Origin of the sequence: Rhodopseudomonas palustris, from assembly GCF_003031265.1 — a bacterium.
GTDB lineage: Bacteria > Pseudomonadota > Alphaproteobacteria > Rhizobiales > Xanthobacteraceae > Rhodopseudomonas > Rhodopseudomonas palustris_H.
In genome coordinates this window covers 2,986,590-3,007,543 of the sequence record NZ_CP019966.1, presented here as the reverse complement: position 1 = coordinate 3,007,543, position 20,954 = coordinate 2,986,590, and the positions used below count along the sequence as shown (strand labels likewise).

The 20,954-nt window shown below is 64.4% G+C and carries 22 protein-coding genes; 7 read left to right on the top strand and 15 right to left on the bottom strand.

The window, feature by feature from the left end; translation table 11 throughout:
• Positions 1-222 precede the first annotated feature (222 nt).
• On the top strand, positions 223-1,095 hold the full coding sequence (gene yghU, locus RPPS3_RS14010) for a glutathione-dependent disulfide-bond oxidoreductase (RefSeq protein WP_107344648.1): 873 nt from the start codon (positions 223-225) through the stop codon (positions 1,093-1,095).
• 194 nt (positions 1,096-1,289) lie between these two features.
• Here the strand turns inward: yghU and RPPS3_RS14005 are convergent, their stop codons facing one another.
• The 7 genes from RPPS3_RS14005 to RPPS3_RS13975 form a co-directional block, all read right to left on the bottom strand.
• The gene (locus RPPS3_RS14005) at positions 1,290-1,691 is read right to left on the bottom strand and encodes a group III truncated hemoglobin (protein ID WP_107344647.1); all 402 of its coding nucleotides are present in this window, start codon (positions 1,689-1,691) and stop codon (positions 1,290-1,292) included.
• Between the two features lie 58 nt (positions 1,692-1,749).
• Positions 1,750-2,310 carry a DUF4142 domain-containing protein gene (locus tag RPPS3_RS14000; RefSeq protein ID WP_234819955.1) on the bottom strand — a complete coding sequence of 187 codons (561 nt, stop codon included), beginning with the start codon at positions 2,308-2,310 and terminating at the stop codon, positions 1,750-1,752.
• A 20-nt stretch (positions 2,311-2,330) separates the two neighbouring features.
• Entirely contained in the window at positions 2,331-2,546 is a 216-nt protein-coding gene (locus RPPS3_RS13995) for a hypothetical protein (protein ID WP_107344645.1), read from the bottom strand.
• A 15-nt stretch (positions 2,547-2,561) separates the two neighbouring features.
• A complete protein-coding gene (locus RPPS3_RS13990; protein WP_107344644.1) occupies positions 2,562-2,789 on the bottom strand; it encodes a hypothetical protein in 228 nt (75 codons plus the stop codon).
• A gap of 214 nt (positions 2,790-3,003) precedes the next feature.
• Complete coding sequence (gene ldtR, locus RPPS3_RS13985; protein ID WP_013502490.1) at positions 3,004-3,522, bottom strand: transcriptional regulator LdtR; 519 nt, start codon at positions 3,520-3,522, stop codon at positions 3,004-3,006.
• A gap of 353 nt (positions 3,523-3,875) precedes the next feature.
• Positions 3,876-5,441: an AMP-binding protein gene (locus tag RPPS3_RS13980; RefSeq protein ID WP_107344643.1), complete on the bottom strand. Its 1,566-nt coding sequence runs from the start codon at positions 5,439-5,441 to the stop codon at positions 3,876-3,878.
• 73 nt (positions 5,442-5,514) lie between these two features.
• A complete protein-coding gene (locus RPPS3_RS13975; RefSeq protein WP_107344642.1) occupies positions 5,515-5,979 on the bottom strand; it encodes a DUF6163 family protein in 465 nt (154 codons plus the stop codon).
• 193 nt (positions 5,980-6,172) lie between these two features.
• Between RPPS3_RS13975 and hemB the strand changes: the two genes are divergently transcribed.
• The 3 genes from hemB to RPPS3_RS13960 all read left to right on the top strand — a co-directional run bounded on the left by hemB (position 6,173) and on the right by RPPS3_RS13960 (position 8,759).
• Positions 6,173-7,225, top strand: coding sequence for a porphobilinogen synthase (hemB, locus tag RPPS3_RS13970; RefSeq protein ID WP_107344641.1), 1,053 nt, complete (start codon positions 6,173-6,175; stop codon positions 7,223-7,225).
• Positions 7,226-7,386: 161 nt separating this feature from the next.
• Positions 7,387-7,914, top strand: coding sequence for an RDD family protein (locus RPPS3_RS13965; RefSeq protein ID WP_107344640.1), 528 nt, complete (start codon positions 7,387-7,389; stop codon positions 7,912-7,914).
• Positions 7,915-7,982: 68 nt separating this feature from the next.
• On the top strand, positions 7,983-8,759 hold the full coding sequence (locus RPPS3_RS13960; RefSeq protein WP_107344639.1) for an arginyltransferase: 777 nt from the start codon (positions 7,983-7,985) through the stop codon (positions 8,757-8,759).
• Positions 8,760-8,850: 91 nt separating this feature from the next.
• On the opposite strand, the gene RPPS3_RS13955 is transcribed toward RPPS3_RS13960, so the two are convergent.
• Genes RPPS3_RS13955 through RPPS3_RS13945 form a run of 3 tightly spaced genes read right to left on the bottom strand, consistent with a single transcriptional unit; the run spans position 8,851 to position 12,048 of the window.
• Positions 8,851-9,753, bottom strand: coding sequence for an efflux RND transporter periplasmic adaptor subunit (locus tag RPPS3_RS13955; protein WP_107344638.1), 903 nt, complete (start codon positions 9,751-9,753; stop codon positions 8,851-8,853).
• Positions 9,750-9,965, bottom strand: a complete 216-nt coding sequence (locus RPPS3_RS13950) for a DUF1656 domain-containing protein (RefSeq protein ID WP_107346596.1) — start codon at positions 9,963-9,965, stop codon at positions 9,750-9,752. Before RPPS3_RS13950 ends, RPPS3_RS13955 begins: the two co-directional genes overlap by 4 nt.
• Positions 9,955-12,048, bottom strand: a complete 2,094-nt coding sequence (locus RPPS3_RS13945) for an FUSC family protein (RefSeq protein ID WP_107344637.1) — start codon at positions 12,046-12,048, stop codon at positions 9,955-9,957. Before RPPS3_RS13945 ends, RPPS3_RS13950 begins: the two co-directional genes overlap by 11 nt.
• 106 nt (positions 12,049-12,154) lie before the next feature.
• On the opposite strand from RPPS3_RS13945, the gene RPPS3_RS13940 reads away from it, so the two are divergent.
• Positions 12,155-12,976 carry an AraC family transcriptional regulator gene (locus tag RPPS3_RS13940; RefSeq protein WP_107344636.1) on the top strand — a complete coding sequence of 274 codons (822 nt, stop codon included), beginning with the start codon at positions 12,155-12,157 and terminating at the stop codon, positions 12,974-12,976.
• 58 nt (positions 12,977-13,034) lie between these two features.
• On the opposite strand, the gene RPPS3_RS13935 is transcribed toward RPPS3_RS13940, so the two are convergent.
• On the bottom strand, positions 13,035-14,408 hold the full coding sequence (locus RPPS3_RS13935; RefSeq protein ID WP_107344635.1) for an Nramp family divalent metal transporter: 1,374 nt from the start codon (positions 14,406-14,408) through the stop codon (positions 13,035-13,037).
• Positions 14,409-14,685: 277 nt separating this feature from the next.
• Between RPPS3_RS13935 and RPPS3_RS13930 the strand changes: the two genes are divergently transcribed.
• Positions 14,686-14,859 (top strand): hypothetical protein, encoded by a 174-nt coding sequence (locus RPPS3_RS13930; protein WP_234803384.1) that lies wholly within the window; start codon positions 14,686-14,688, stop codon positions 14,857-14,859.
• Positions 14,860-14,872: 13 nt separating this feature from the next.
• Here RPPS3_RS13930 and RPPS3_RS13925 read toward each other — a convergent pair whose 3' ends face one another.
• The 3 genes from RPPS3_RS13925 to RPPS3_RS13915 all read right to left on the bottom strand — a co-directional run bounded on the left by RPPS3_RS13925 (position 14,873) and on the right by RPPS3_RS13915 (position 19,172).
• Positions 14,873-16,303: a sodium:proton antiporter gene (locus tag RPPS3_RS13925; RefSeq protein WP_107344633.1), complete on the bottom strand. Its 1,431-nt coding sequence runs from the start codon at positions 16,301-16,303 to the stop codon at positions 14,873-14,875.
• Positions 16,304-16,388: 85 nt separating this feature from the next.
• Positions 16,389-18,650: a DNA topoisomerase IV subunit A gene (gene parC, locus RPPS3_RS13920; RefSeq protein ID WP_107344632.1), complete on the bottom strand. Its 2,262-nt coding sequence runs from the start codon at positions 18,648-18,650 to the stop codon at positions 16,389-16,391.
• A 9-nt stretch (positions 18,651-18,659) separates the two neighbouring features.
• Positions 18,660-19,172 (bottom strand): winged helix-turn-helix transcriptional regulator, encoded by a 513-nt coding sequence (locus RPPS3_RS13915; RefSeq protein ID WP_107344631.1) that lies wholly within the window; start codon positions 19,170-19,172, stop codon positions 18,660-18,662.
• An 80-nt stretch (positions 19,173-19,252) separates the two neighbouring features.
• On the opposite strand from RPPS3_RS13915, the gene RPPS3_RS13910 reads away from it, so the two are divergent.
• Complete coding sequence (locus tag RPPS3_RS13910; protein ID WP_107344630.1) at positions 19,253-20,122, top strand: SDR family oxidoreductase; 870 nt, start codon at positions 19,253-19,255, stop codon at positions 20,120-20,122.
• 39 nt (positions 20,123-20,161) lie between these two features.
• On the opposite strand, the gene recO is transcribed toward RPPS3_RS13910, so the two are convergent.
• Positions 20,162-20,914: a DNA repair protein RecO gene (gene recO / locus RPPS3_RS13905; protein WP_107344629.1), complete on the bottom strand. Its 753-nt coding sequence runs from the start codon at positions 20,912-20,914 to the stop codon at positions 20,162-20,164.
• Positions 20,915-20,954: the final 40 nt, after the last annotated feature.

The window sequence follows — 20,954 nt, the reverse complement described above, 5'->3', positions numbered from 1 at the left end:
CGGCGACCGCATCAAATCCGCAGTGCCCTGCGAAAATCGGTTGACAGTGGGGCTCTGCAACCTCGCCCTGGCCTCACCGCTCGTCCGGCCCAGCCTGCGGGCGTCGCAGCCGCTTGCCTGGCATGACCAAGCTGCCGGGATGCCCCTTGCAATGCCCGCGCGGCTCGCCAATCTCTGCTGTCCCGCTCAACCACAATCCGAACCTCAATCCGGAGCTCATTGATGACCGACGCCCCCTACACGCCGCCCAAAGTCTGGACCTGGGACAAGGAGAACGGCGGCAAATTCGCGTCGATCAACCGTCCGATCGCCGGCCCCACCCATGACAGGGAGTTGCCGGTCGGCAAGCACCCGCTGCAGCTGTACTCGCTGGCGACGCCGAACGGCCAGAAGGTGACCATCCTGCTCGAGGAGCTGCTGGCGCGCGGCCATAGCGGCGCAGAATACGACGCCTGGCTGATCAAGATCGGCGACGGCGACCAGTTCTCGTCCGGCTTCGTCGCGGTCAACCCGAACTCGAAGATCCCGGCGCTGCTCGATCGCTCGGTAAACCCGCCGCAGCGCGTGTTCGAATCCGGCTCGATCCTGCTCTACCTCGCCGAGAAATTCGGCGAATTCATTCCGAAGGATCCGGCCGGCCGCACCGAATGCCTGAACTGGCTGTTCTGGCAGATGGGCTCGGCGCCGTATCTCGGCGGCGGCTTCGGCCATTTCTATGCCTATGCGCCGGAAAAGTGGGAATACCCGATCAACCGCTTCGCCATGGAAGTGAAGCGGCAGATGGACGTGCTCGACCGCCGCCTCGCCGAGACCGAGTATCTGGCCGGTGCCGAATATTCGATCGCCGACATCGCGGTGTGGCCGTGGTACGGCGGCCTCGCCAACGGCGTGCTGTATGGCGACAGCGCCACCTTCCTGGATGTGGCGAGCTACAAGAACGTGCAGCGCTGGACCAAGGCGATCGGCGCCCGCCCCGCGGTGAAGCGCGGCCGCATGGTCAACCGCATCAGCGGCGACCTCTCCACCCAACTCCACGAACGCCACGATGCCAGCGACTTCGAGACGAAGACGCAGGATAAGCTCGAGGCTAAGTAATCGGGAGAATTCAGACGGGGTCGCGTCAGCGCCCTCTCCTCCCCCACGTCATTCCGGGGCGCGAAGGCAGTTCGCGAACCCGGAATCTCGAGATTAGTCAGGCGAGCGTTTCCACAAGCTCGGGATTCCGGGTTCGCTCCCTGACGGGAGCGCCCCGGAATGACGGGGCAAACGGGTCGGTCCGCTGTGCCGAACTACACGCTGTGCCTGGGCGTCGCGACTTTGCCTTGGGTCGTGGCGATGCCCATCTCGAAGCTGTCGGCGATGCGGCGGGCGCGGATGATGAATTCGGCCGCCACCTCCGGGGTGAACAGCTCAGTCGCAGTCGCTTCGAACAGCTTGAGCCATCGGTCGAAATGCTCCGGCGCGAGGTTGAGCATCAGGTGCGGCCGCATCGGCCGGCCGCCATAGCGCCCGGTCTTCAGCAGCATCGACGACCAGAAATCGGTGATCTGGGCGATGTGGTGATCCCAGTCGTGCACTGCGCGGTCGAAGATCGGCCCGATCACCTCGTCCTCCCGGGCGCGGCCATAGAAGGTTCGCACCAGCTGGGCGATCTGGTCGTCGGTCAGAATGTCCGAATGGGCAAGGCTCATGACGACGATGTAGGCCACCCGGCGGCGCTGCTCAAGCCGGCCAGCCTTCGAGAAACGATCAACTCGTCGCCTGGCCTTCCAGGATCGCCAGATCGCGTTCCAGCAGCGGCAGCTGCTGGATTGCGAAGCGGCGGATCAGGTCGTTGTCCGGATGCAGCAGAAACCGCCGCATCAGCGCGATCATGCGGCGGAATTCCTTGACCTGCTTGGCGTGGAAATCGGCCATGAACCGCTCGCCGACGGCGCCGCGTAGGCCGGCCAGCTCGTTGCTGAGGATCACGTTGGAATGGTCGGGAAAATCGATCGACAGCAGCGTGAAAGTGTTGAGTCGGAACACCTGCTGGTCGCGCTCGCGGGCCTGCCGGGCCTGATCGGCCGCGAACTGCCGGAGCGCGTCGTCGCCGCGCGAATCTGCCAGCCCGGCGGCCTGAGTCTGAAACATGTTGAACTGGTGCAGGTAGCGCAGCACGTCGGCGGCGTTCGGCGGCCAGCCGAACACCTGCTTGATTCCGAGCGCCTCAACCAGGGCATGTTGTCGGGGCGTTTCTGCGCTGGCGATGACGCCGACGAAAATGACGATGGCCGGCAGGATCGCAACCAGTCCCGCGATCAGCCGCATCATCATCCGTGCACCGCCTGCTACAACCCCGTGTAGCCAGCTTTCACCGGATCATTGCTGCCGTCAAGCTCGCGTAAATAGACCAAACCGCACACCGTCAGGCGGTTGTCGTCGGTCTCGCCCGCCTCGACCAGCGTGCGGATATAGCTTTCGACTTTGGCTTTGGCATTCTCGGCCGCTTCCTGGTTGGTCAGCAGCCCATAGGTCTGGATCACGCGGTCAATGGCGCGTTGCATATCGTCCCCTTGTTGTCAGGCCGCAATCTTCGCGGACTCGAAGTTGGAGATCGCCTTGTTGGCGAGACGGATCGGATGGGTCTCGCCCCGCTGGAACATCTGCACGATCAATTCGAGCAGGCCGTCGTGGGTCGCCGTGGTGTCGGGGATCGCGCCGGTGCGACGCAGATAGTTCGCCGCGATATCGTAGGCCTTTCCGATCGTGTCGACGTTCATCACCCGAAGCCCTCGCTCGATCAGCATCGTCCTCTCCAACGGCTGGCGCAGGGATAAGTATCGAGGCAGACTAAGGTTCCAGAAGGTTCCGCGAAAATTCGGCAGCGCAAAACAAATCGGCCTCCCTTGTGGGGAGGCCGAGGACGACAGGTCTGGAGACTGACAGCGCGCGGGCCTGCTTCTTGTGAGCAGCGGCTCGGCAGTTGGCCGGCCGACGTTGGCGCGTATCTCTTAGGCGGCCTTACAGCCGATACAGGATCTGGTCGGTCCAGAACCGCTCGAGGCGATGCAGCGACTTGTTCAGCGTGGCGAACTCCTCGCTGGAGATGCCGCCGACCTGCTCCACCGTCTTGACGTGCTTCTGATACAGCGCCTCGACGATATGGCGGACTTCCTGGCCCTGCGGGGTCAGACGGATCCGCACCGAGCGGCGATCGACGCGCGACCGCTGATGATCGAGGAAGCCGAGTTCGACCAGCTTCTTCAGATTGTAGGAGACGTTGGAGCCGAGGTAGTAACCGCGGGTGCGCAGTTCGCCGGCGGTCAGCTCCTTGTCGCCGATGTTGTAGAGCAGCAGCGCTTGCACCGAATTGATATCAGCGCGACCGCGACGATCGAACTCGTCCTTGATGACGTCGAGCAACCGGCGGTGCAGTCGCTCAACCAGAGTGAGCGCCTCGAGATAGAGCGGCTGGACCGGCGTGTTGGCTGCTACTGCGGGTGCGGAGGTTTCCGCCGCCGTGGCGACTGCTTTGATCATGACACTTCCCCTGTCGTCTTTTTTGATCGACTTATTCGACGAAACTTCTGTCTCGTCTGATAGGTCCACCTTAAGGGGCCGCTTTGAACATCAGCTTAAATAAGACGATAAAGAGATCATGAATTTAAGACAGTGAACCGTGCATTAAGCCTGCAAATCAAGGGCTTTTTGCAACGATTGATTCACGGATCGACGGCGATTCAAGGGTTTTCCGGAGCCCCGTGTCGCATTTGAAGACAGCTTCGATCGAATTTGAAAGATCTGCGTAACGGATCCGGCGCCGCGTCCGCGATCCGGTTAAGGTCTTCACAACCCTATCCGGACCGCGTTTCGATAAAATGCCGCGAGCTTGTTTACGCGACGCCGCGGTTGCGGCCTTCCCAATATGGGGCACGCAGCACCTTGCGATCGATTTTGCCGAGACCGGTCACCGGAATCGCTTCGACGAAATCGATCGACTTCGGCGACCACGGTGCGCCACGCTTCTCTTTGACGTGCGCCTGCAGTTCGGCGGCGTCGTTGTTGGCGCCGGGCTTCAGCACCACGAACGCTTTGACGGCTTCGCCCCATTTGTCGTCGGGCACGCCGATCACCGCAGCCGACGCGACCGCATGGTGCGCCATCAACGCATCCTCGACTTCGCGCGGATAGATGTTGAAGCCGCCGGAGATGATCATGTCTTTGGTGCGGTCGACGATATAGAGATAGCCATCCGCATCTTTCACAGCGACGTCGCCGGTGTGCAGCCAGCCGCCGCGGAACGCTTCCGCCGTCGCTTCAGGCCGCTTCCAATAGCCGTCCATCACCAGCGTGCCGCGCACGCAGATCTCGCCGGGCTCGCCGGTGCCGACTTCGCGCATCTCGGAGTCGAACAGCTTGACGTCGAGCAACGGGCTCGGCCGGCCGCACGAACCGAGGCGTCCGGGCTTGGAGTCGTCGTGGTCGACCTTGCGCATCGTGGTGATGCATTGCGGCGCTTCTGTCTGGCCGTAGAGCTGCACGAACACGTTGCCGAAGATCTTGATGCCCTCGCGCAAGCGATCCGGCGACATCGGTGCGGCGCCATAAACGATCATGTCGAGCGAAGACAGGTCGTGACGCGCCCTCACCTGCGGCGCATCGATCAGCGCGTAGATCAGTGTCGGCACCAGAAACGCCGCGGTGATCTTGTCCTCGGCGACGACGCGGCAGTACGACTCGACCTCGAAGCCCTGCACCAGCCGCGTGAAGCCGCCGCGCATCATCACCGGATAGACCGTCACGCCGGCGGCGTGGCTGATCGGCGTGGCGGCGAGATAACGGATGTCGGCGGGCCAGTCCCAATCCGAATACAGGATCACCGCCATCGTGGTCAGCGCGCGATGCGGGATCATCACGCCCTTGGAGCGGCCCGTGGTGCCCCCGGTGTAGGCCAGCCACGCGATGTCGGAGGTCACACTGTCGTCGACCAGCGGCGCCGGCTGAACCACTGCGAAGCCATCGAGCAGGTCGCGAGCGCCGTTCACCGCTCCGAACGACAAGAGATGTTTCAGCCCAGGCACGCGGGCGCGGATCGCCTCGCCGCGCGCGGCGAACTTGCCGCCTTCGACGATCAGCGCATCGATCTCGGCATCCTCGATGATGAAGGCGTGGTCGTCCTCAGCCGCCATCGGATGCAGCGGCGTGTAGCGCATTCCCATCACCGTGGCGGCGCAGATCGCGGCCCAGGATTCGGCGCGGTTCGACGACAGGATCGACAGCGCGCTGCCCTTGGCGAGTCCGCAATCGCGAAACAACGCGATGAAGCGGCCGACGGCGTCGCCGAGTTCGCGATAGCTCCAGCGAATGCTGCCGTCGGCGATCGCCGGACGGTCACCGTAGCGCGCAATCGCATTGATGATCAGGCTGCCGCCCGTGCCGCCGGAATGAAGCTGGTCCATGGTTTCCCCCTTTGTTGTGGTTATTGTTGATACGGCGCCGCCTTGCGTGATGCGGCAGCGCTCGCCGCACGCGCTATGGCGGCCGTTCGCGCGCCGCCATCCAGGCAAGCGCCAGATAGGCGGCGAGCAGCAGCGCTTCGCCGAGCACCACCAGCAGGCTGCCGCCATAGATCGTCGGGAACATCAGTTCGATCACCGCCATCGACACGACGGTCGTCAGCCACACAACAGCGCCCCACGGCGTCGCGAGCCACAGCCCGACGGCGGCGACCAGCTCGATCACCGCGAAATAGATGGTGGCGGTCTGCCAGGCCATGGTCTGGACTTCGAACGCATCGTCTTCGCCGCCGACGAAGCCGGTGATCTGCGCCCAGTGGTAAAGTCCCTTGGCGACCGACAGCACCGCCATCACCCGCAGGAACAGCACCAGGCGCCGCGTCCAGTCGTTCTCATGATTATCCGGCCGCTCCGGCGAGATCGCCGCGACCGAAATCGCCTGGTCTCGCGGCGGTTGTTCGCGTGGTGGAAGTTCGGACATGCGGCTCGGCTACCGGATCGGTGGTGGTGCGGTGCGGTCTGACCTGACTCTTGGCCCGCCGGGCCAGCAAAATCAATCGGCTGTGATCGCCACGGAACATTCTGATTGCGCCAAATCAACAGTGCAGTGACGCGGGGGTGCCAAAATGCTACTTTCCATGAACACAGCAGAGCCTGCAGGGAGAGTTGGCACCATGGCGATCAAGTTCGGCCGTCCCATCGAGATTCGTGACCCCTCGACCCGGCCCGCCGCTCCGCCGCTCGATCTCACCATCCGTCCGCGCCGCAACCGCAAGACCGAGTGGGCTCGCCGTTTGGTGCGTGAGAACGTCCTGACCACTGACGACCTGATCTGGCCGATGTTCGTGATCGACGGCACCAACCAGCGGGTTCAGGTCGCCTCGATGCCGGGCGTCGAGCGACTCAGCGTCGACCAGATCGTTCGCGACGCCGAGCGCGCCGCCAAGCTCGATATCCCGTGCATCGCGCTGTTCCCGTTCACCGAGCCGTCGCTGCGTGACGAGCACGGCACCGAAGCCTCCAATCCGGAAAACCTGATCTGCAAGACGGTTCGCGCGATCAAGAAGGAATTCCCGCAGATCGGCGTGCTGTGCGACGTGGCGCTCGACCCCTACACCAGCCACGGCCATGACGGCCTGATCGAGGATGGCCGCATCCTCAACGACGAGACCGTCGCGGTGCTGGTGCAGCAGTCGCTGGTGCAGGCCCAGGCCGGCTGCGATGTGATCGCGCCCTCGGATATGATGGATGGCCGGATCGGCGCGATCCGCGAAGCGCTCGATGCCGCCGGCTACCTCGACGTTCAGATCATGGCCTATGCGGCCAAGTATGCGTCCGCCTTCTACGGCCCGTTCCGCGACGCGATCGGTTCGGCCAAGGCGCTGACCGGCGACAAGCGCACCTATCAGATGGACCCGGCCAACACCGACGAGGCGATCCGCGAGGTCGAACTCGATCTCGCCGAAGGCGCCGACATGGTGATGGTCAAGCCGGGCATGCCGTATCTCGACATCGTCCGCCGCGTGAAGGACACCTTCGGCGTTCCCACGTTCGCCTATCAGGTGTCGGGCGAGTACGCGATGATCGCCGCGGCCGCCAACAACGGCTGGCTCGACGGCGATCGGGCGATGATGGAAAGCCTGCTCGCCTTCAAGCGCGCCGGCGCCAATGGCGTGCTGACCTACTTCGCCCCGGCGGCGGCCGAGAAGCTGCGGCAGCAGGGCTAAGTTTCCATCCTGGCCTCTTTCAACCCTCCATCGATTCGCCGGCCTGCGGCGGATCAATGGAGGGTTTGTAATGTCGCGGCAGCCTTGCAAGGCGCGCCTGCCGTCGCCATGTCGAAACCCGACCACCGTTCTCTCGGAACGGTGCAACGGGGAGCAGGCTGATGGCTGACTATGGCGGGAGTGGCTGGCGCGGCGGCGAGGTACGGCCGGCGGCGTTCGATCCCTGGCTCAATCCGGAACTGTTTCAAGGCGTGCTGACCAAGCGCGTCTTCGCGTTCCTGATCGACCTCGTGGTGCTCACCATCCCGGTGCTGGTGGTCACGGTCTTCATCGCGATGTTCGGCCTGGTGACACTCGGCATCGGCTGGACGCTGTTCTGGCTGGTCTCACCGCTGTCGGTGATCTGGGCACTGGTGTACTACGGCGCCTCGCTCGGCGGCCCGCACTCGGCGACGATCGGCATGCGGACCATGGGCCTCGAACTCACCACCTGGACTGGCGAGCCCGGCTACTTCGTGCTCGGCGCGGCGCACGCCTTCCTGTTCTGGCTGTCGCTGTCGATGCTGACGCCGCTGGTGCTGCTGGTCGGGCTGTTCAATGCCCGCCGCCGCCTGCTGCACGACATCGTACTCGGAACTGTGATTATCAACAGCACCGTGCCCGCCTCCCAGCCGGCGCGCTCCTACTAAGGGCGAAAGCGATTGACCGGAGACGGACGTAAGGCGATGCTGGTCAGGTTGGAGGCCGACGACCCGACGTGACCCAGCACTCGCGCGACACACCGCAATTCTATCTGACGGCCCCCTCGCCGTGCCCGTATCTGCCGGGCCGGCACGAACGCAAGGTGTTCACCCACCTCGTCGGCAACAAGGCCGGCGAACTTAACGACCTCCTCACCCATGGCGGCTTCCGCCGCAGCCAGTCGATCGCCTACCGCCCGGCCTGCGACCAGTGCCGGGCCTGCGTCTCGGTGCGGGTGATCGCCAACGAATTCAAGCCGTCGCGCAACCAGCGCAAGCTACTGGCCCGCAATGCCGACCTCGTCGGCGAGCAGCGCAATCCGGTGCCGACCTCCGAGCAGTATTCGGTGTTCCGCGCCTATCTGGACCAGCGCCATCGCCACGGCGGTATGGCCGACATGACGGTGCTCGACTACGCGATGATGGTCGAGGACAGCCACGTCCAGACCCGGATGATCGAGTATCGCAAGCGCTCGCCCGACACCGGCGTCACCGGCCGCGGCGGCGAGCCGATCGCGGCGGCGCTGACCGACGTGCTCGGCGACGGGCTGTCGATGGTGTATTCGTTCTACGAGCCGAACGAGCAGCACCGCTCGCTCGGCACCTTCATGATCCTCGACCACATCGCCCGCGCGCGGCGGCTCGGCCTGCCCTACGTCTATCTCGGCTATTGGATCGAAGGCTCGAAGAAGATGGACTACAAAGGCCGCTACCTGCCGCAGCAGCGGCTGGCACCAAGCGGCTGGCTGCGGGTCGATGCCTTCGGCGAAATGCAGCCCGAGCCGCAGGATTAGCCGCGGCCTCGCGACACGCTGGCGCTCGCTCCATCACTCCCTCTCCGCTCCACCAGGTGAGTCAATGGGACAGCAGAAGCGCGCTCCCGCATCATGACCGCTGCCCCGCATTCGCTTCGACCTCACCGGGAATGATCTCGACCGTTGCAGTCATGCCCGCAGCCAGCTCGACGCCGGAAGGCACCCGGTCGAGATGAATGCGGACCGGGATGCGCTGGGCAAGACGCACCCAGGAGAACGTCGCCGCCACATTCGGCAGACCGAAACGACCGGGTGTTTCGTTGCTGTTCTCGATGCCCCGACCGATGCTCTCGACATGCCCGACCGCCGGCTGATCGAAACCCATCAGCTTGACCCGCGCCGGAGCTCCCACACGGATTTCTTGGAGTTTCGTCTCTTCGAAATAGCCGGTGATCCAGAAACTCGCCCCGTCGAGGATCGCGACATTTGTCACCCCGGCGGTCGCATAGTCGCCGGGCCGAAGCTTCAAATTGGTGACATACCCATCGACTGGAGAGCGAATGACGGAGCGCGCAAGATTGAGTTTGGCCAGCTCCAGCGTCGCCACCGCCGCCTGATAGGCCGCAGTGGCCATCGCCGCCGCGCCGCTCGATTGCTGGAGCGCTTCCTGTGAGACCACGTCATTCAGTTTGAGTTGCTGCTTCCGTTGAGCCGTGGCTTGCCGCACCAGCATATCCTGGTACTTCGCCTCAACGTCAGCCTCCGCCAACGCCACAGCCAGCCGAAGCCGCTCCGGGTCGATCTCGTAGAGAACGTCGCCACGTTTCACATACTGATTATCGGCGATCGGCACGGAGCGGATCGTGCCAGAGACTTCCGGCGCGATCTGGACCACATCGACGCTTACCCTGCCGTCGCGAGTCCAGGGCGTTCGTTCGTAATGGCTCCAAGCCTGAAGGGCGACGATTCCGGAAATAACGAAGACGCAGAGCGTCAGAGAATAGTGGCCGAGCAGTGATCCAAGCGATTTCACAATGACAGTCCGATCATTGGCAGGGACTGCATGAGCAGACCGCAAACGATGACAAAGATGGCGATTTCGACGAGCGGCCGATAGGCGAACAGGCGCGAGACGCCGATGTCGGTGCAGACGCGCATCGTCGCGATCGTGATGATCAACCCGATGAACGCAACGACGACGAGGCCGGGGATCAAGACGCCTCCGATATTCAGATCAGCGATCATCAGCCAGGGCTCCTTTCCTTGCGGCTCCATTCGCGCCGAGCGCGAAACGCAGGTCGATCAACAGATCGAATATCCGCGACCGGCCGATCTGTGAGCTGTGCTCCATCATCGCCGTCAGCCGCTCAATGCGCTGATCGAAATCGATAAGGACGGCTGGCGTTATCGGTCTCCTGCCGCGAAAGTGCGCGGCAATCTCGGTGAGAAGACCTTCTATTGCAGCGCGGGCCTCGCCCTTGAACTGCGGGATCGTCTTACGAAGCTGACCGGCGACGTGACCGATACGAAGAAGGCGGAGCGTATCGTCGAGCACGTCTGCATAGGCGTTCCTTGCCGCTCGCAGCCTCGGCAGCTGCAGCGCCGTTCGGTCAATCATCAGACTTGTCCAACGCGCCTCGTTCGGCGCGCCGCCCAGAGCGCGGCGGCCGACGTCCCGTCGACTGAGATGAAGCAGCCGATTGATCGCGACGTCGACCGGCACCGTCTGGAATATCGACATGCTGACCGCGGCGAACCCAACCGCCACGAACAGCGCGATCGCCATATTGAGCGAGGCCGCGAAATCGCCGATGTAGCTCGTTCCCAGCCCGGACAGGATCGGAATGGTGAGAGTGATGCCCATCGCCATGAAGGCCGTCGGCGCTCGCGCTTGGAGAGAGCCGGCGAACAGGAACGCGGGGGCAAGGACCGCAACGAGCACCGCGAAGTTTGTCACATGAGGAAGGATGACGAAGCTGTAGAACAGGCTGATCAGCACGCCGAAGATCGAGCCGACGATATATTTGACGACGAACGGCAGAGGTGTGTCGACATTTCCGAACAAGGTGCAGCAGACGCCGAGAATGGAGACTGCCGTTCCGCCGTCGGGCCACGCCGACCATATCCAGAAGGCGCAGCCGGCAAGGATGCCGACCATTGCGCCGAACGCTGCGCGGGCTGCCATCCATGGATCGCGGTGATAGACGTACCCCTTTGCAAGCTCGGGGCCGTGCAGCGCTGTTGCTCTTCGGACGCGCCGGTTGGCGGTCATGCTCTGACTGAGCTTGTCGCAGTCGTTCAGCAGGCCGATCATTTCCGCCAGATGGCCGGCAAGGTTGGCACCTACCCTGTCGACAGGCATCGTCGCGTCCGTGCCCAGACATTTCTGAATTGATCTCGCACGCCCGATCAGACGAGCAGCTTCCGCCTGCTGATCATCATCCGGCTGATTGACTGCGATCCAGCCTCCCACATCAGCGACCAACGCGGCCGGTTCATCGACGGCTGCGTGCTCGACGCTGAGAGAACGTACGCGCTCCTCGATCTCGGCCGTGAGTGGCAGAAGCCGAGCGAGCCGGTCGTGGATGAGCTGCACTGTCTCGCGGCGGGGCCTGGCAGACGCGGAATCGTATGGAAGATGTGTCGCCAGCCCCTGAATCATCAGAAGGTCGACAGCGAGCTGTTCGCGCCGTTGGCGGTTATCTTCCGACAATCCCGTCAGCGCGACACTCGCAAGCCGGCGAGCGTCCTGCAGCATCGCTGATAGCTTGCCGGTGAACTGGCCCGTCATCGGCTTTGGCCAAACATATCGATGGATCAGAACTGCGCAGAGAATGCCGATGCAGATCTCCTGGACCCGCAAGGAAGCCGTGTCGAAGACTGCGCCGGGCTCAAGTACGCTTGGAAAGCCGATCAGGCTCGTCGTGTAGCCTGCAAGGACAAAAGCGTAGGCTCGTGGTGTCCGATCGAGCAGCGAGAGAAACAGGCAACGGCCGATCCAGCCGGCGAGGATCAGGCAGCACACGATCGGATCGTTGACGAAGTTCGGCACGATCGCGACGGTCGCTATTGCGCCCACGAACGTCCCGGCGAAGCGATACACGCCACGGCTGACTGAGGCTCCCGCAGATGTCTGGGAGACGATGTAGACCGTGACGATGGCCCAAAACGGCTTGGGCAACCCGATCCGCAGCGAAATGTAATAGGCGAGCATCGCCGCGGCGAAACTCTTCGCCGAAAACAGGACCGCATCGGCATCTTCCTTCCTGGCGGGCTGGCGGAGAAAGTTCGCCAGCGCCTGGCGCGCTGCTGCGTGGGTCTGAGTCAAAGGGGACGTCCGGACGGCATGGAGTTCATGGCGCCAGTTGTGACCAATTTGCAGAAGCGAATAAATTCGGTATTACGACAACAAATCCCTGAAAACGGCCATTCGCATGCCCGTGCAATCTATCGTTTCCGTTTTCAACCCCGACCTGACGCGTCTGCCGGCGGTCGCCCATCGGCTGCATTTCTCGGACCATGAGTCGGAGGTGCCGTTGCATGTGCATCGGAAGGGGCAGCTGATCCTCGCCCTGCACGGAGCCGTCACCTGCACGGCCGCCAATGAAATCTGGATCGTGCCGCCCAACTGCGGGGTATGGATTCCTGGCGGCGTGCCTCACAGCGCGCGCGCGACTGCCAATGCCCAGCTCAATTACCTGTTCGTCGAACCGGAAGCGGCGAACCTTCCCTGCTCCAGTTGCACGCTGGCGATTTCTCCGCTGATCCGAGAATTAGTCGAGCGTCTCGCAGAGGAGAGTGCGGACTATCCCGCAGACAGCCATGCAGCCCGAATGGCGCGCGTGCTGCTGGACGAACTCGCGGACATGCCGCGAGAGCGGTTCAACCTACCAATTTCCAGCCATCCAAAGATCCGGGCCATAGCCGACGCTCTGACAGCCGAACCGTCCGACCGCAGGACCTTGAGCGATTGGGCAAAGCAGGTCGCAATGAGTGAAAGATCATTGGCGCGGCTGCTGATCCGCGAAACGGGACTGACATTCGGACGCTGGCGGCAGCAACTCCACCTCGTCGTCGCGCTCCGGGAACTTGCGAGCGGCGAAGCGGTGCATAACGTTGCGGCCGAACTCGGCTATGAGTCAGTCAACGCCTTCATCACCATGTTCAAGAAGGCGCTTGGAAGCACACCCGCTCAGTACTTCGCGCAGCGTCACGCGCTCACGAAGGCGGGGTCAAATGAGCAGAAGCGTGTTTGATCAGGCATCAGCTTGTTCGACAGGCAGACCCAGACGCTCGGATTTTCCGCGTCGTGCACTACCCGCCGGTCACGTAGTCGAACACCAGCTTGATATTCAGCACGACGATGATCGCTGCGATCAACGACGCGATGGCGGTGAGCCAGCGCGGCGCAACGAATTCGCCCATCTTCGCCCGGCTGGCGGTGAACACCACCAGCGGCACCACGGCGAACGGCAGTTGCAGGCTGAGCACCACCTGACTGAGGATCAGGAGCTGTCCGGTGCCCTTCTCGCCGGCGATGATCGTCACCGCAACCGCCGGAACGATTGCGATCAGTCGCGTCACCATCCGTCGCAGCCAAGGCTTGATCCGGATCTGGATGAAGCCTTCCATCACGATCTGGCCGGCCAGCGTGGCGGTGATGGTCGAGTTCAGGCCGCAGGCGAGCAGCGCGATGCCGAATAGCGTCGGCGCCAGCGTCGAGCCGAGCAGCGGCGCCAGGAAGGCGTGGGCCTGGTCGAGTTCGGCAATGTCGGTCTGACCGGCATGGTGGAAGGTTGCGGCCGCCAGGATCAGGATCGACGCATTGATGCTCAGCGCGAAGGTCAGCGCGATCGTGGAGTCGAAGGTCGCGAGTTTGATCGCTTCGTGCTTGTCGGCGGGGCTTGTCCCGAAACCGCGCGTCTGAACCAGGCCGGAGTGCAGGTAGAGATTATGCGGCATCACCGTGGCGCCGAGGATGCCGAGCGCCAGATACAGCATGCCGGGCTCGGTCAGCACCCGCGTGGTGGGGGCAAAGCCGCGGATCACCGCGCCCCAATCCGGATCGGCCATTGCGATCTGGACCGCAAAGCACGCCGCGATCACGCCGAGCAGCGCCACGACGAACGCCTCGATCCAGCGGAAGCCGAACGCCTGCAGGGCCAGCACCAGGAACACGTCGGCCGCGGTGATCAGCACGCCGATCTCGAGCGGAATACCGAACAACAGATTGAGCCCGATCGCAGTGCCGATCACTTCGGCAAGGTCGGTGGCGGTGATGGCGATCTCCGCCGACAGCCACAGCGGCCATGAGACCCAACGCGGATAGGCGTCGCGGCAGGCCTGGGCGAGGTCCCTGCCCGCGCCGACGCCGAGCCGCGTGCACAGCGACTGCAGCACCACGGCCATGATGTTGGAGACCAGCGCGACGGTGAGAAGTGCGTAGCCGTATTTGGAGCCGCCCGCGAGCGAGGTCGCCCAATTGCCGGGGTCCATGTAGCCGACCGCGACCAGATAGCCGGGGCCGAGGAAGGCGATCAGCTTGCGCCAGAACGGACCCTTGGCCCGGGTCGGCACGGTCCCGAACATCCCGGCGAGCGACGGCTCGCCGCGCGCCAACCGCCACCCCGTGGTCTGCTCCGGTGCCGGCGAGGGTTCGGCTGTCATTTGCGGCGATCTTGCATCCATCGCATCACAATGCAGGCTCACACAGCTTCTTGCAAGTCATTTGCAATAGCAAGAAGGTAGCCAAGCACTGGTCGATGACGATATTTGCGGTCAAGGAGCCTCCAGCGGCCGAGTCGCGGGCCACTTTGAACACTGCCACAAAAGACGTCAGTGGTCATTGATCAGGCTTCGACCGTACCGTGTCGGGTACCGGACGAGATACCGTTGCGATTTTCCAGCTTGCGTTCGCCCTCAAATCGCGCACAACGCCGCCATGACAAATCAAGCGCCAGAGCGGATGTCTTTTAGCGGCTTGCTGGGTTGGGCCACCAAGCCTCCGCAAGCCTATCTCGTGTACGCGATCTGCGTCGTGCTGGTCGGCGGCGTGTCGTTCTATGTCGGGACGCTGAAGCCAAAGCACACGCCGGGCCTGCCCCCTGCTCCAGCCGCTACAGCGCCGCAGAGCAAGTGACGCCCCTTGCGGCTCAGTGCAGCCGCAGGTTCGGGACGATCGGCAGGAACGTCAGCAGCAGGAACAGCGGGATCAGCACCAGGCCAGCCCGCAGCGCGTAGCCGAAGAAGCCCGGCATCTTGATGCCGCGCTCGGTGGCGATCGCATAGACCATGAAGTTCGGCGCGTTACCGACATAGGTCAGCGCGCCCATATAGACCGAGCCCATCGAGATCGCCGCGAGCGTACCGGCGAGCGGCCCCATAAGCTCGGCGGGGCGTCCGCCTGCCAGCTCGAAGAACACCAGATAGGTCGGCGCGTTATCGAGCACCGCCGACAACAGGCCCGTGAACCAGAAATACGGCACCTCGCGCGGCGTACCGTCGCTCGCCGTCACCGCCTCCAGCAGCGGCGCAAATAGCCCGCTCTTGCCGGCGTGCAGCATCGCCAGCACCGGGATGATCGCGACGAAGATCCCGGCGAACAGCTTGGCGACCTCGCGGATCGGCTCCCAGGTGAAGCCGTTGGCGGCGCGATGCTCGTCCGCCGTCCACCACAGCGACAGCAGCGCCAGCACCACCAGCATCGCGTCGCGCACCAGGTTCTGCAGCGCGACCTTGGTGCCGTAAACGTCGAATTCGATGCCGGGACGCCACTGCGCGCAGGCCAGAATGGTGGCGATGATGCCGGCGATCAGCAGGAAATTGATGCCGCCGCGAAATCCGATCGGCGCCTCGGCCGTCTTGGCCGGCGCATCGTGGCGCGCATACCAGCGGTCGAGCAGATAGAACACCACCAGCAGCACGCCGGCGACGATCAGGGTCTGCTGCCACAGGTGTTGGACCGGCCAGAAGAAATCCACGCCGCGCAGGAATCCGACGAACAGCGGCGGATCGCCCAGCGGGGACAATGCGCCGCCGATATTGGCGACCAGGATGATGAAGAACACTACGACGTGGACGTTGTGCTGCCGTCCCGCATTGGCGCGGATCAGCGGCCTGATCAGGACCATCGCGGCGCCGGTGGTGCCGATCAGGCTGGCGCACGCCGTGCCCACGGCAAGCAGTCCGGTGTTGATCAGCGGCGTCGCTCGGATGGTACCGGTGACCAGGATGCCGCCCGACACCGTGAACAGCGCGAACAGCAACACGATGAAGCTGAGATACTCGGCGAGCAGCGCATGGATCAGTGATGCCAGCGCGATGTCCCAGCCGTAGACGATCGCAATCGGCGCCAGTGCCAGCACGCCCCAGCCGGCGGCGATCTTGCCGTAATGCGCGTGCCAGACCTTCGGCGCCAGCAGCGGTCCGAGCGCGATCGACAAGAGGATGCCGGCGAACGGCACGCCCCAGGCCCAGCCGAGCGCCGCGCCATCGAGCTCGGCCGCCTGCGCTGGCCCCGGAAGCGCGGCGAAGACGAGCAGCGGAAGTAACAGGCGAAATCGGCGGGAGCAGCGTTCGATCATCGCATCCACTTCAAGGCAATTCGGGAGCGAGACGCAAAGCCAAACGAACGGCCCGCCTGCGACATAGCGCGCAGGCGGGCCAGCATCACGCGATGCTGCGTCCGAACTTGTTGGACTTCGGGAAGCCCTTCGGCGGCAGCCGGCCGGCGTCGGCGCGGTTGCCGCGCCATTCGGCGAGTTCCTTCATGGTCGCGCTGAACTCGCGGCCGGCGGAGTCGCGCCAGCTGAGGCCCTGCTTCGACGAGAAGGTGGCGATATCGGACAGGCCGCCGTCCTTGTACTTCTGCAGCCGCACGCCGCGGCCACGGGTCATCTCCGGCACCTGATCGAGCGGGAAGATCACCATCTTACGGTTGTCGCCGATCACCGCGACGCTGTCGTCGCCCTCGCCGACCACCGTGAGCGCGCGCGCCTCGTTGGGAATGTCGACGTTGAGGATCTGCTTGCCCTTGCGGGTCGAGCCGACGCACTCGTCCTCGTTGACCATGAAGCCCTGCCCGTCATGGCTGGCGATCAGGAATTTGCGTCCGCCGGTGTGCACGAACACGGTGACGATCGCGGCGTCCTGCTCCATGTCGATGAACATGCGGATCGGCTCGCCATGGCCGCGGCCGCCGGGCAGCTTGGCGACATCGAGCGCATAGAACCGGCCGTTGGTTGCAAGTAGCAACAGCTTCGACGTCGTCTCGGCGAAGAACGACTGGCCGAGCTTGTCGTCTTGCTTGAAGTTCAGCCCGGACAGGTCCTCGACATGGCCCTTCAGGGTGCGGACCCAGCCCTTGTCGGAGATCACCACCGTCACCGGCTCGCGCTCGACGAAGGCTTCTTCGATCGCGGCGAGATCGTGCTCCGGCGCGTCGGCGAACTGGGTGCGGCGCTTGCCGAGCGGCGTCTTCGGCCCGAACATCTCGCGAACCTTGCGAACCTGTTCGCCGACCTTGGCCCACTGCTCCGTCTCGGATTTCAGGATCGCATTGATGCCCTTCAGCTCCGCGCGGAGGTTCTTGTCCTCGGTGCGGATCTCGAATTCTTCGAGCTTGCGCAACGAGCGCAGCCGCATGTTGAGGATCGCCTCGGCCTGGATCTCGGTGAGATTGAAGGCCTTCATCAGCACCGGCTTGGGCTCGTCCTCGGTGCGGATGATCTTGATCACCTTGTCGATGTTCAAGTACGCGATCAGATAGCCGCCGAGCACTTCGAGCCGATGCTCGATCTGGCCCTTGCGATACTCGGAGCGGCGCAGCAGCACGTCGCGCAGATGATCGAGCCATTCGCGCAGGCACTCGGCGAGGCCGAGCACCTTCGGAATCCGGCCCTTCACCAGCACGTTGAGATTGAGCGGGATCCGGCTTTCCAGCTCGGTCAGCCGGAACAGCGATTCCATCATCAGCGTCGGATCGACGCTGCGCGACTTCGGCTCGATGACGATGCGGACGTCCTCGGCGGATTCGTCACGGATGTCGCCGACCAGCGGCAGCTTCTTCTCGTTCAGCAGCTCGGCGATCTTCTCGATCAGCCGCGACTTCTGCACCAGCCAGGGGATCTGCGTCACCACCACGGTCCAGGTGCCGCGCGCGCCCTCTTCCTGCTCCCACTTGGCGCGGGTGCGGAACGCGCCGCGGCCGGTGGTGTAGGCCTCGGCGATGCTCTCCTTGGAATCAATGATGATGCCGCCGGTCGGGAAGTCCGGGCCCTTGACGAAGCGCAGCAGCGCTTTCGACTTGGCGTCGGGTTTCTCGATCAGATGCAGCGCGGCGTCGCACAGCTCAGCGGCGTTGTGCGGCGGGATCGCGGTCGCCATGCCGACGGCGATGCCTTGCGCGCCGTTGGCGAGCAGGTTTGGGAAGCCGCCGGGCAGCACGACCGGCTCTTTCGACTGGCCGTCGTAGTTGGCGCGGAACGCGACGCCATCCTCGTCGATGCCTTCCAGCAGCAGGCGCGCGACGTCGGTCATGCGCGCTTCGGTGTAGCGGTAGGCCGCCGGGTTATCGCCGTCGATATTGCCGAAATTGCCCTGGCCGTCGACCAGCGGGTAGCGCGACGAGAAGTCCTGCGCGAGCCGCACCAGCGCGTCGTAGATCGACTGGTCGCCGTGCGGATGGAACGAACCCATCACGTCGCCGACGATCTTGGCGGACTTCTTGAACGGCGTGCCGGGGTCGAGCCGCAGCAGCCGCATGCCGTAGAGGATGCGGCGATGCACGGGTTTGAGGCCGTCGCGCGCGTCCGGCAGCGCCCGGTGCATGATGGTCGACAGCGCGTAGGCGAGATAGCGCTCTTCCAGCGCCTCGCGAAGCTGGACCTCGTGAATCTCGGCCGGCTCCGGCGGAATCAATCTTTTTCCCATGGCGTGGGGTTATCCCCTGACCGGAAGCGGAGCAAGCGCCAGCGGGCTTTCCGGCCTTGCGGATTCGCCTGGAACCTGGGCGCCCCCCTCCTGGGCCGCCGAGTCGAACCGGGCGCGGGCGCGCTCAATCTCGGGGAAGTTCTGCTCCGCCCAGCCGACCAGGGCCGTCAACGGTCCAAGCACGGACTCGCCCGACGCCGACAAACGGTACTCCACACTGGGCGGCTTGGTCGGAAACACCTGCCGGGCGACCAGCCCGTCACGCTCGAGATCGCGCAGCGTCTGGGTCAGCATCCGCTTCGAAATGTCTGGAACATCTCGCAGCAGCGCATTGAACCGCATCGGCTTTTCGGCCAGCGCGATCAACAGCAGCGTGCTCCATTTGCAGCCCAGATGGTCGAGCACGTTGCGCACCGGACAGCGCGACGCGTCGAAGCCGAGCTCGCGCCAGGCGGCATAACGGTCGGTCAGCGTGGCGCGGTGCGCGGCGACCGTCAGGTTATCTGCAGGTGACCTTGTCACGAAATACTGCCTCCTTACGCGGCCGGACGAAGGTCTCCAATATAGACCTACCCTCAATTGAAAACCACCAGGAGATCCTGATGTCCGCCTCCCGTTTCCTCGTCACCGGTGCCAGCGGCCAGCTCGGCCGGCTCGTCATCGACGGCCTGCTCAAGACCGTCCCGGCCTTCCAGATCGGCGTGCTGGTCCGCAGCGAAAAGGCCGCCGCCGAATTCGCTGCCAGAGGCCTGCACGTCCACAACGGCGACTACAGCCGTCCCGACAGCCTCAAGGCCGCCTTCGCCGGCGTCGACCTTGCTCTTCTGATTTCCTCCAGCGAGATCGGCCAGCGCACCGCGCAGCACCGCAACGCGATCGAAGCTGCCAGGCAGGCCGGCGTGAAACTGCTCGCCTATACCAGCCTGCTGCACGCCGACACCTCGCCGCTGGGGCTCGCCGAGGAGCACCGGCAGACCGAGGCGGCCTTGAAAGCGTCCGGCGTACCGCACGCCCTGCTCCGCAATGGCTGGTACAGTGAGAACTACGCGGCTTCGATTCCGGCCGCGCTGGCGCACGGCGCCCTGCTCGGCAGCGCCGATGGCGGCCGGATCGCCTCCGCGGCGCGCGCCGATTACGCCGCGGCCGCGGTTCGTGTGCTCACCGCCGCGGAGCCGCAGGCTGGCCGCATCTACGAACTCGCCGGCGATGCGGCCTACACGCTCGCTGAGTTCGCAGCAGAACTGTCGAGGCAATCCGGCAAAGCAGTCGCGTATCGCGATCTGCCGCAGGCCGACTACCAGGCTGCACTGGTCGGTGCCGGCCTGCCCGGACCGTTCGCCGCGCTGCTGGCGGACTCCGACGCCGGTGCCGCCAAGGGCGCGCTGTTCGACGACAGCCACACCTTGAGCCAGCTGATCGGTCGTCCGACCACGCCGATCGCGGCGACGATCTCCGCAGCTCTGAAAGCCTGATGCCGCGATCGCGGCATCTCGCGGATGTGACGCGGCCGGCTACGACTCCGCCGGCCGCTGCAGCGCGCGGGTGATCGCATTGATGAACCCCGCGCGGGCGTCCGAATGGCTTTGCCCGCGCGGCTCGAGCACATTGCGCAGCAGGAAGCGGCCGGTCAGCTCGAAGCCATCGAACAGGTCCTGCCCAGACCAGCCGCTCTCGCACGCCGTCTCGTCGTCACGCAGGAACGCCGGCAGTCGCAACAGGCGGTCGCGCCACGGTTCGCCGGCGCTGCGCGAAACGGCGCTGCCCGACTTCGGAGACACATAGATCAGTTCCGTGGTGCTGCCGGTCGCGGCGCAGACGGACAGATCGAGCCCGAAGCCGAGCTCGGCCAGGATCGCCAGTTCGAACCGGATCAGATGCGCGGCGGCGACTCCGAGGTCGTCAAAATCGTCGAGCGTGAACAACAGCCGCTGATAGATGTCCTCGTGCGGATCGCGCTCCGGCAGCAGCCGCGCCAGCGCGGCCAGATGGGTGACGCCGTACACCGCATAGGATGATGCCAGCAGCGTCGCGGCGCGCATCTTGGTGGCTTCCAACTGATAGTAGCCGAGATGCTCGTCGAGCCTTGCCCGCCATGACGCCAGCACGCTGTTGCCGGGCTGCAGCAACGGCCGCATCCGCGCCGACGCCCCGCCCCGCACCATGCCGAGATGCCGGCCATGCTCGCGGGTCAAAAGCTCGACGATCGCGGCGGACTCGCCATGGCGCCGCACCCCGAGAATGATGCCCTCGTCGCTCCATTCCATCGGACGAGCCTATCGGATTTCGCGCAGTCGCGCCTGCCGG

Bases quoted from the DNA above. Each gene is read 5' to 3' on its own strand.
- yghU (WP_107344648.1), top strand. From the start codon at position 223: ATGACCGACGCCCCCTACACGCCGCCCAAAGTCTGGACCTGGGACAAG.
- RPPS3_RS14005 (WP_107344647.1), bottom strand. From the start codon at position 1,691: ATGAGCCTTGCCCATTCGGACATTCTGACCGACGACCAGATCGCCCAG.
- RPPS3_RS14000 (WP_234819955.1), bottom strand. From the start codon at position 2,310: ATGCGGCTGATCGCGGGACTGGTTGCGATCCTGCCGGCCATCGTCATT.
- RPPS3_RS13995 (WP_107344645.1), bottom strand. From the start codon at position 2,546: ATGCAACGCGCCATTGACCGCGTGATCCAGACCTATGGGCTGCTGACC.
- RPPS3_RS13990 (WP_107344644.1), bottom strand. From the start codon at position 2,789: ATGCTGATCGAGCGAGGGCTTCGGGTGATGAACGTCGACACGATCGGA.
- ldtR (WP_013502490.1), bottom strand. From the start codon at position 3,522: ATGATCAAAGCAGTCGCCACGGCGGCGGAAACCTCCGCACCCGCAGTA.
- RPPS3_RS13980 (WP_107344643.1), bottom strand. From the start codon at position 5,441: ATGGACCAGCTTCATTCCGGCGGCACGGGCGGCAGCCTGATCATCAAT.
- RPPS3_RS13975 (WP_107344642.1), bottom strand. From the start codon at position 5,979: ATGTCCGAACTTCCACCACGCGAACAACCGCCGCGAGACCAGGCGATT.
- hemB (WP_107344641.1), top strand. From the start codon at position 6,173: ATGGCGATCAAGTTCGGCCGTCCCATCGAGATTCGTGACCCCTCGACC.
- RPPS3_RS13965 (WP_107344640.1), top strand. From the start codon at position 7,387: ATGGCTGACTATGGCGGGAGTGGCTGGCGCGGCGGCGAGGTACGGCCG.
- RPPS3_RS13950 (WP_107346596.1), bottom strand. From the start codon at position 9,965: ATGATCGCTGATCTGAATATCGGAGGCGTCTTGATCCCCGGCCTCGTC.
- RPPS3_RS13940 (WP_107344636.1), top strand. From the start codon at position 12,155: ATGCCCGTGCAATCTATCGTTTCCGTTTTCAACCCCGACCTGACGCGT.
- RPPS3_RS13935 (WP_107344635.1), bottom strand. From the start codon at position 14,408: ATGGATGCAAGATCGCCGCAAATGACAGCCGAACCCTCGCCGGCACCG.
- RPPS3_RS13930 (WP_234803384.1), top strand. From the start codon at position 14,686: ATGTCTTTTAGCGGCTTGCTGGGTTGGGCCACCAAGCCTCCGCAAGCC.
- RPPS3_RS13925 (WP_107344633.1), bottom strand. From the start codon at position 16,303: ATGATCGAACGCTGCTCCCGCCGATTTCGCCTGTTACTTCCGCTGCTC.
- parC (WP_107344632.1), bottom strand. From the start codon at position 18,650: ATGGGAAAAAGATTGATTCCGCCGGAGCCGGCCGAGATTCACGAGGTC.
- RPPS3_RS13910 (WP_107344630.1), top strand. From the start codon at position 19,253: ATGTCCGCCTCCCGTTTCCTCGTCACCGGTGCCAGCGGCCAGCTCGGC.
- recO (WP_107344629.1), bottom strand. From the start codon at position 20,914: ATGGAATGGAGCGACGAGGGCATCATTCTCGGGGTGCGGCGCCATGGC.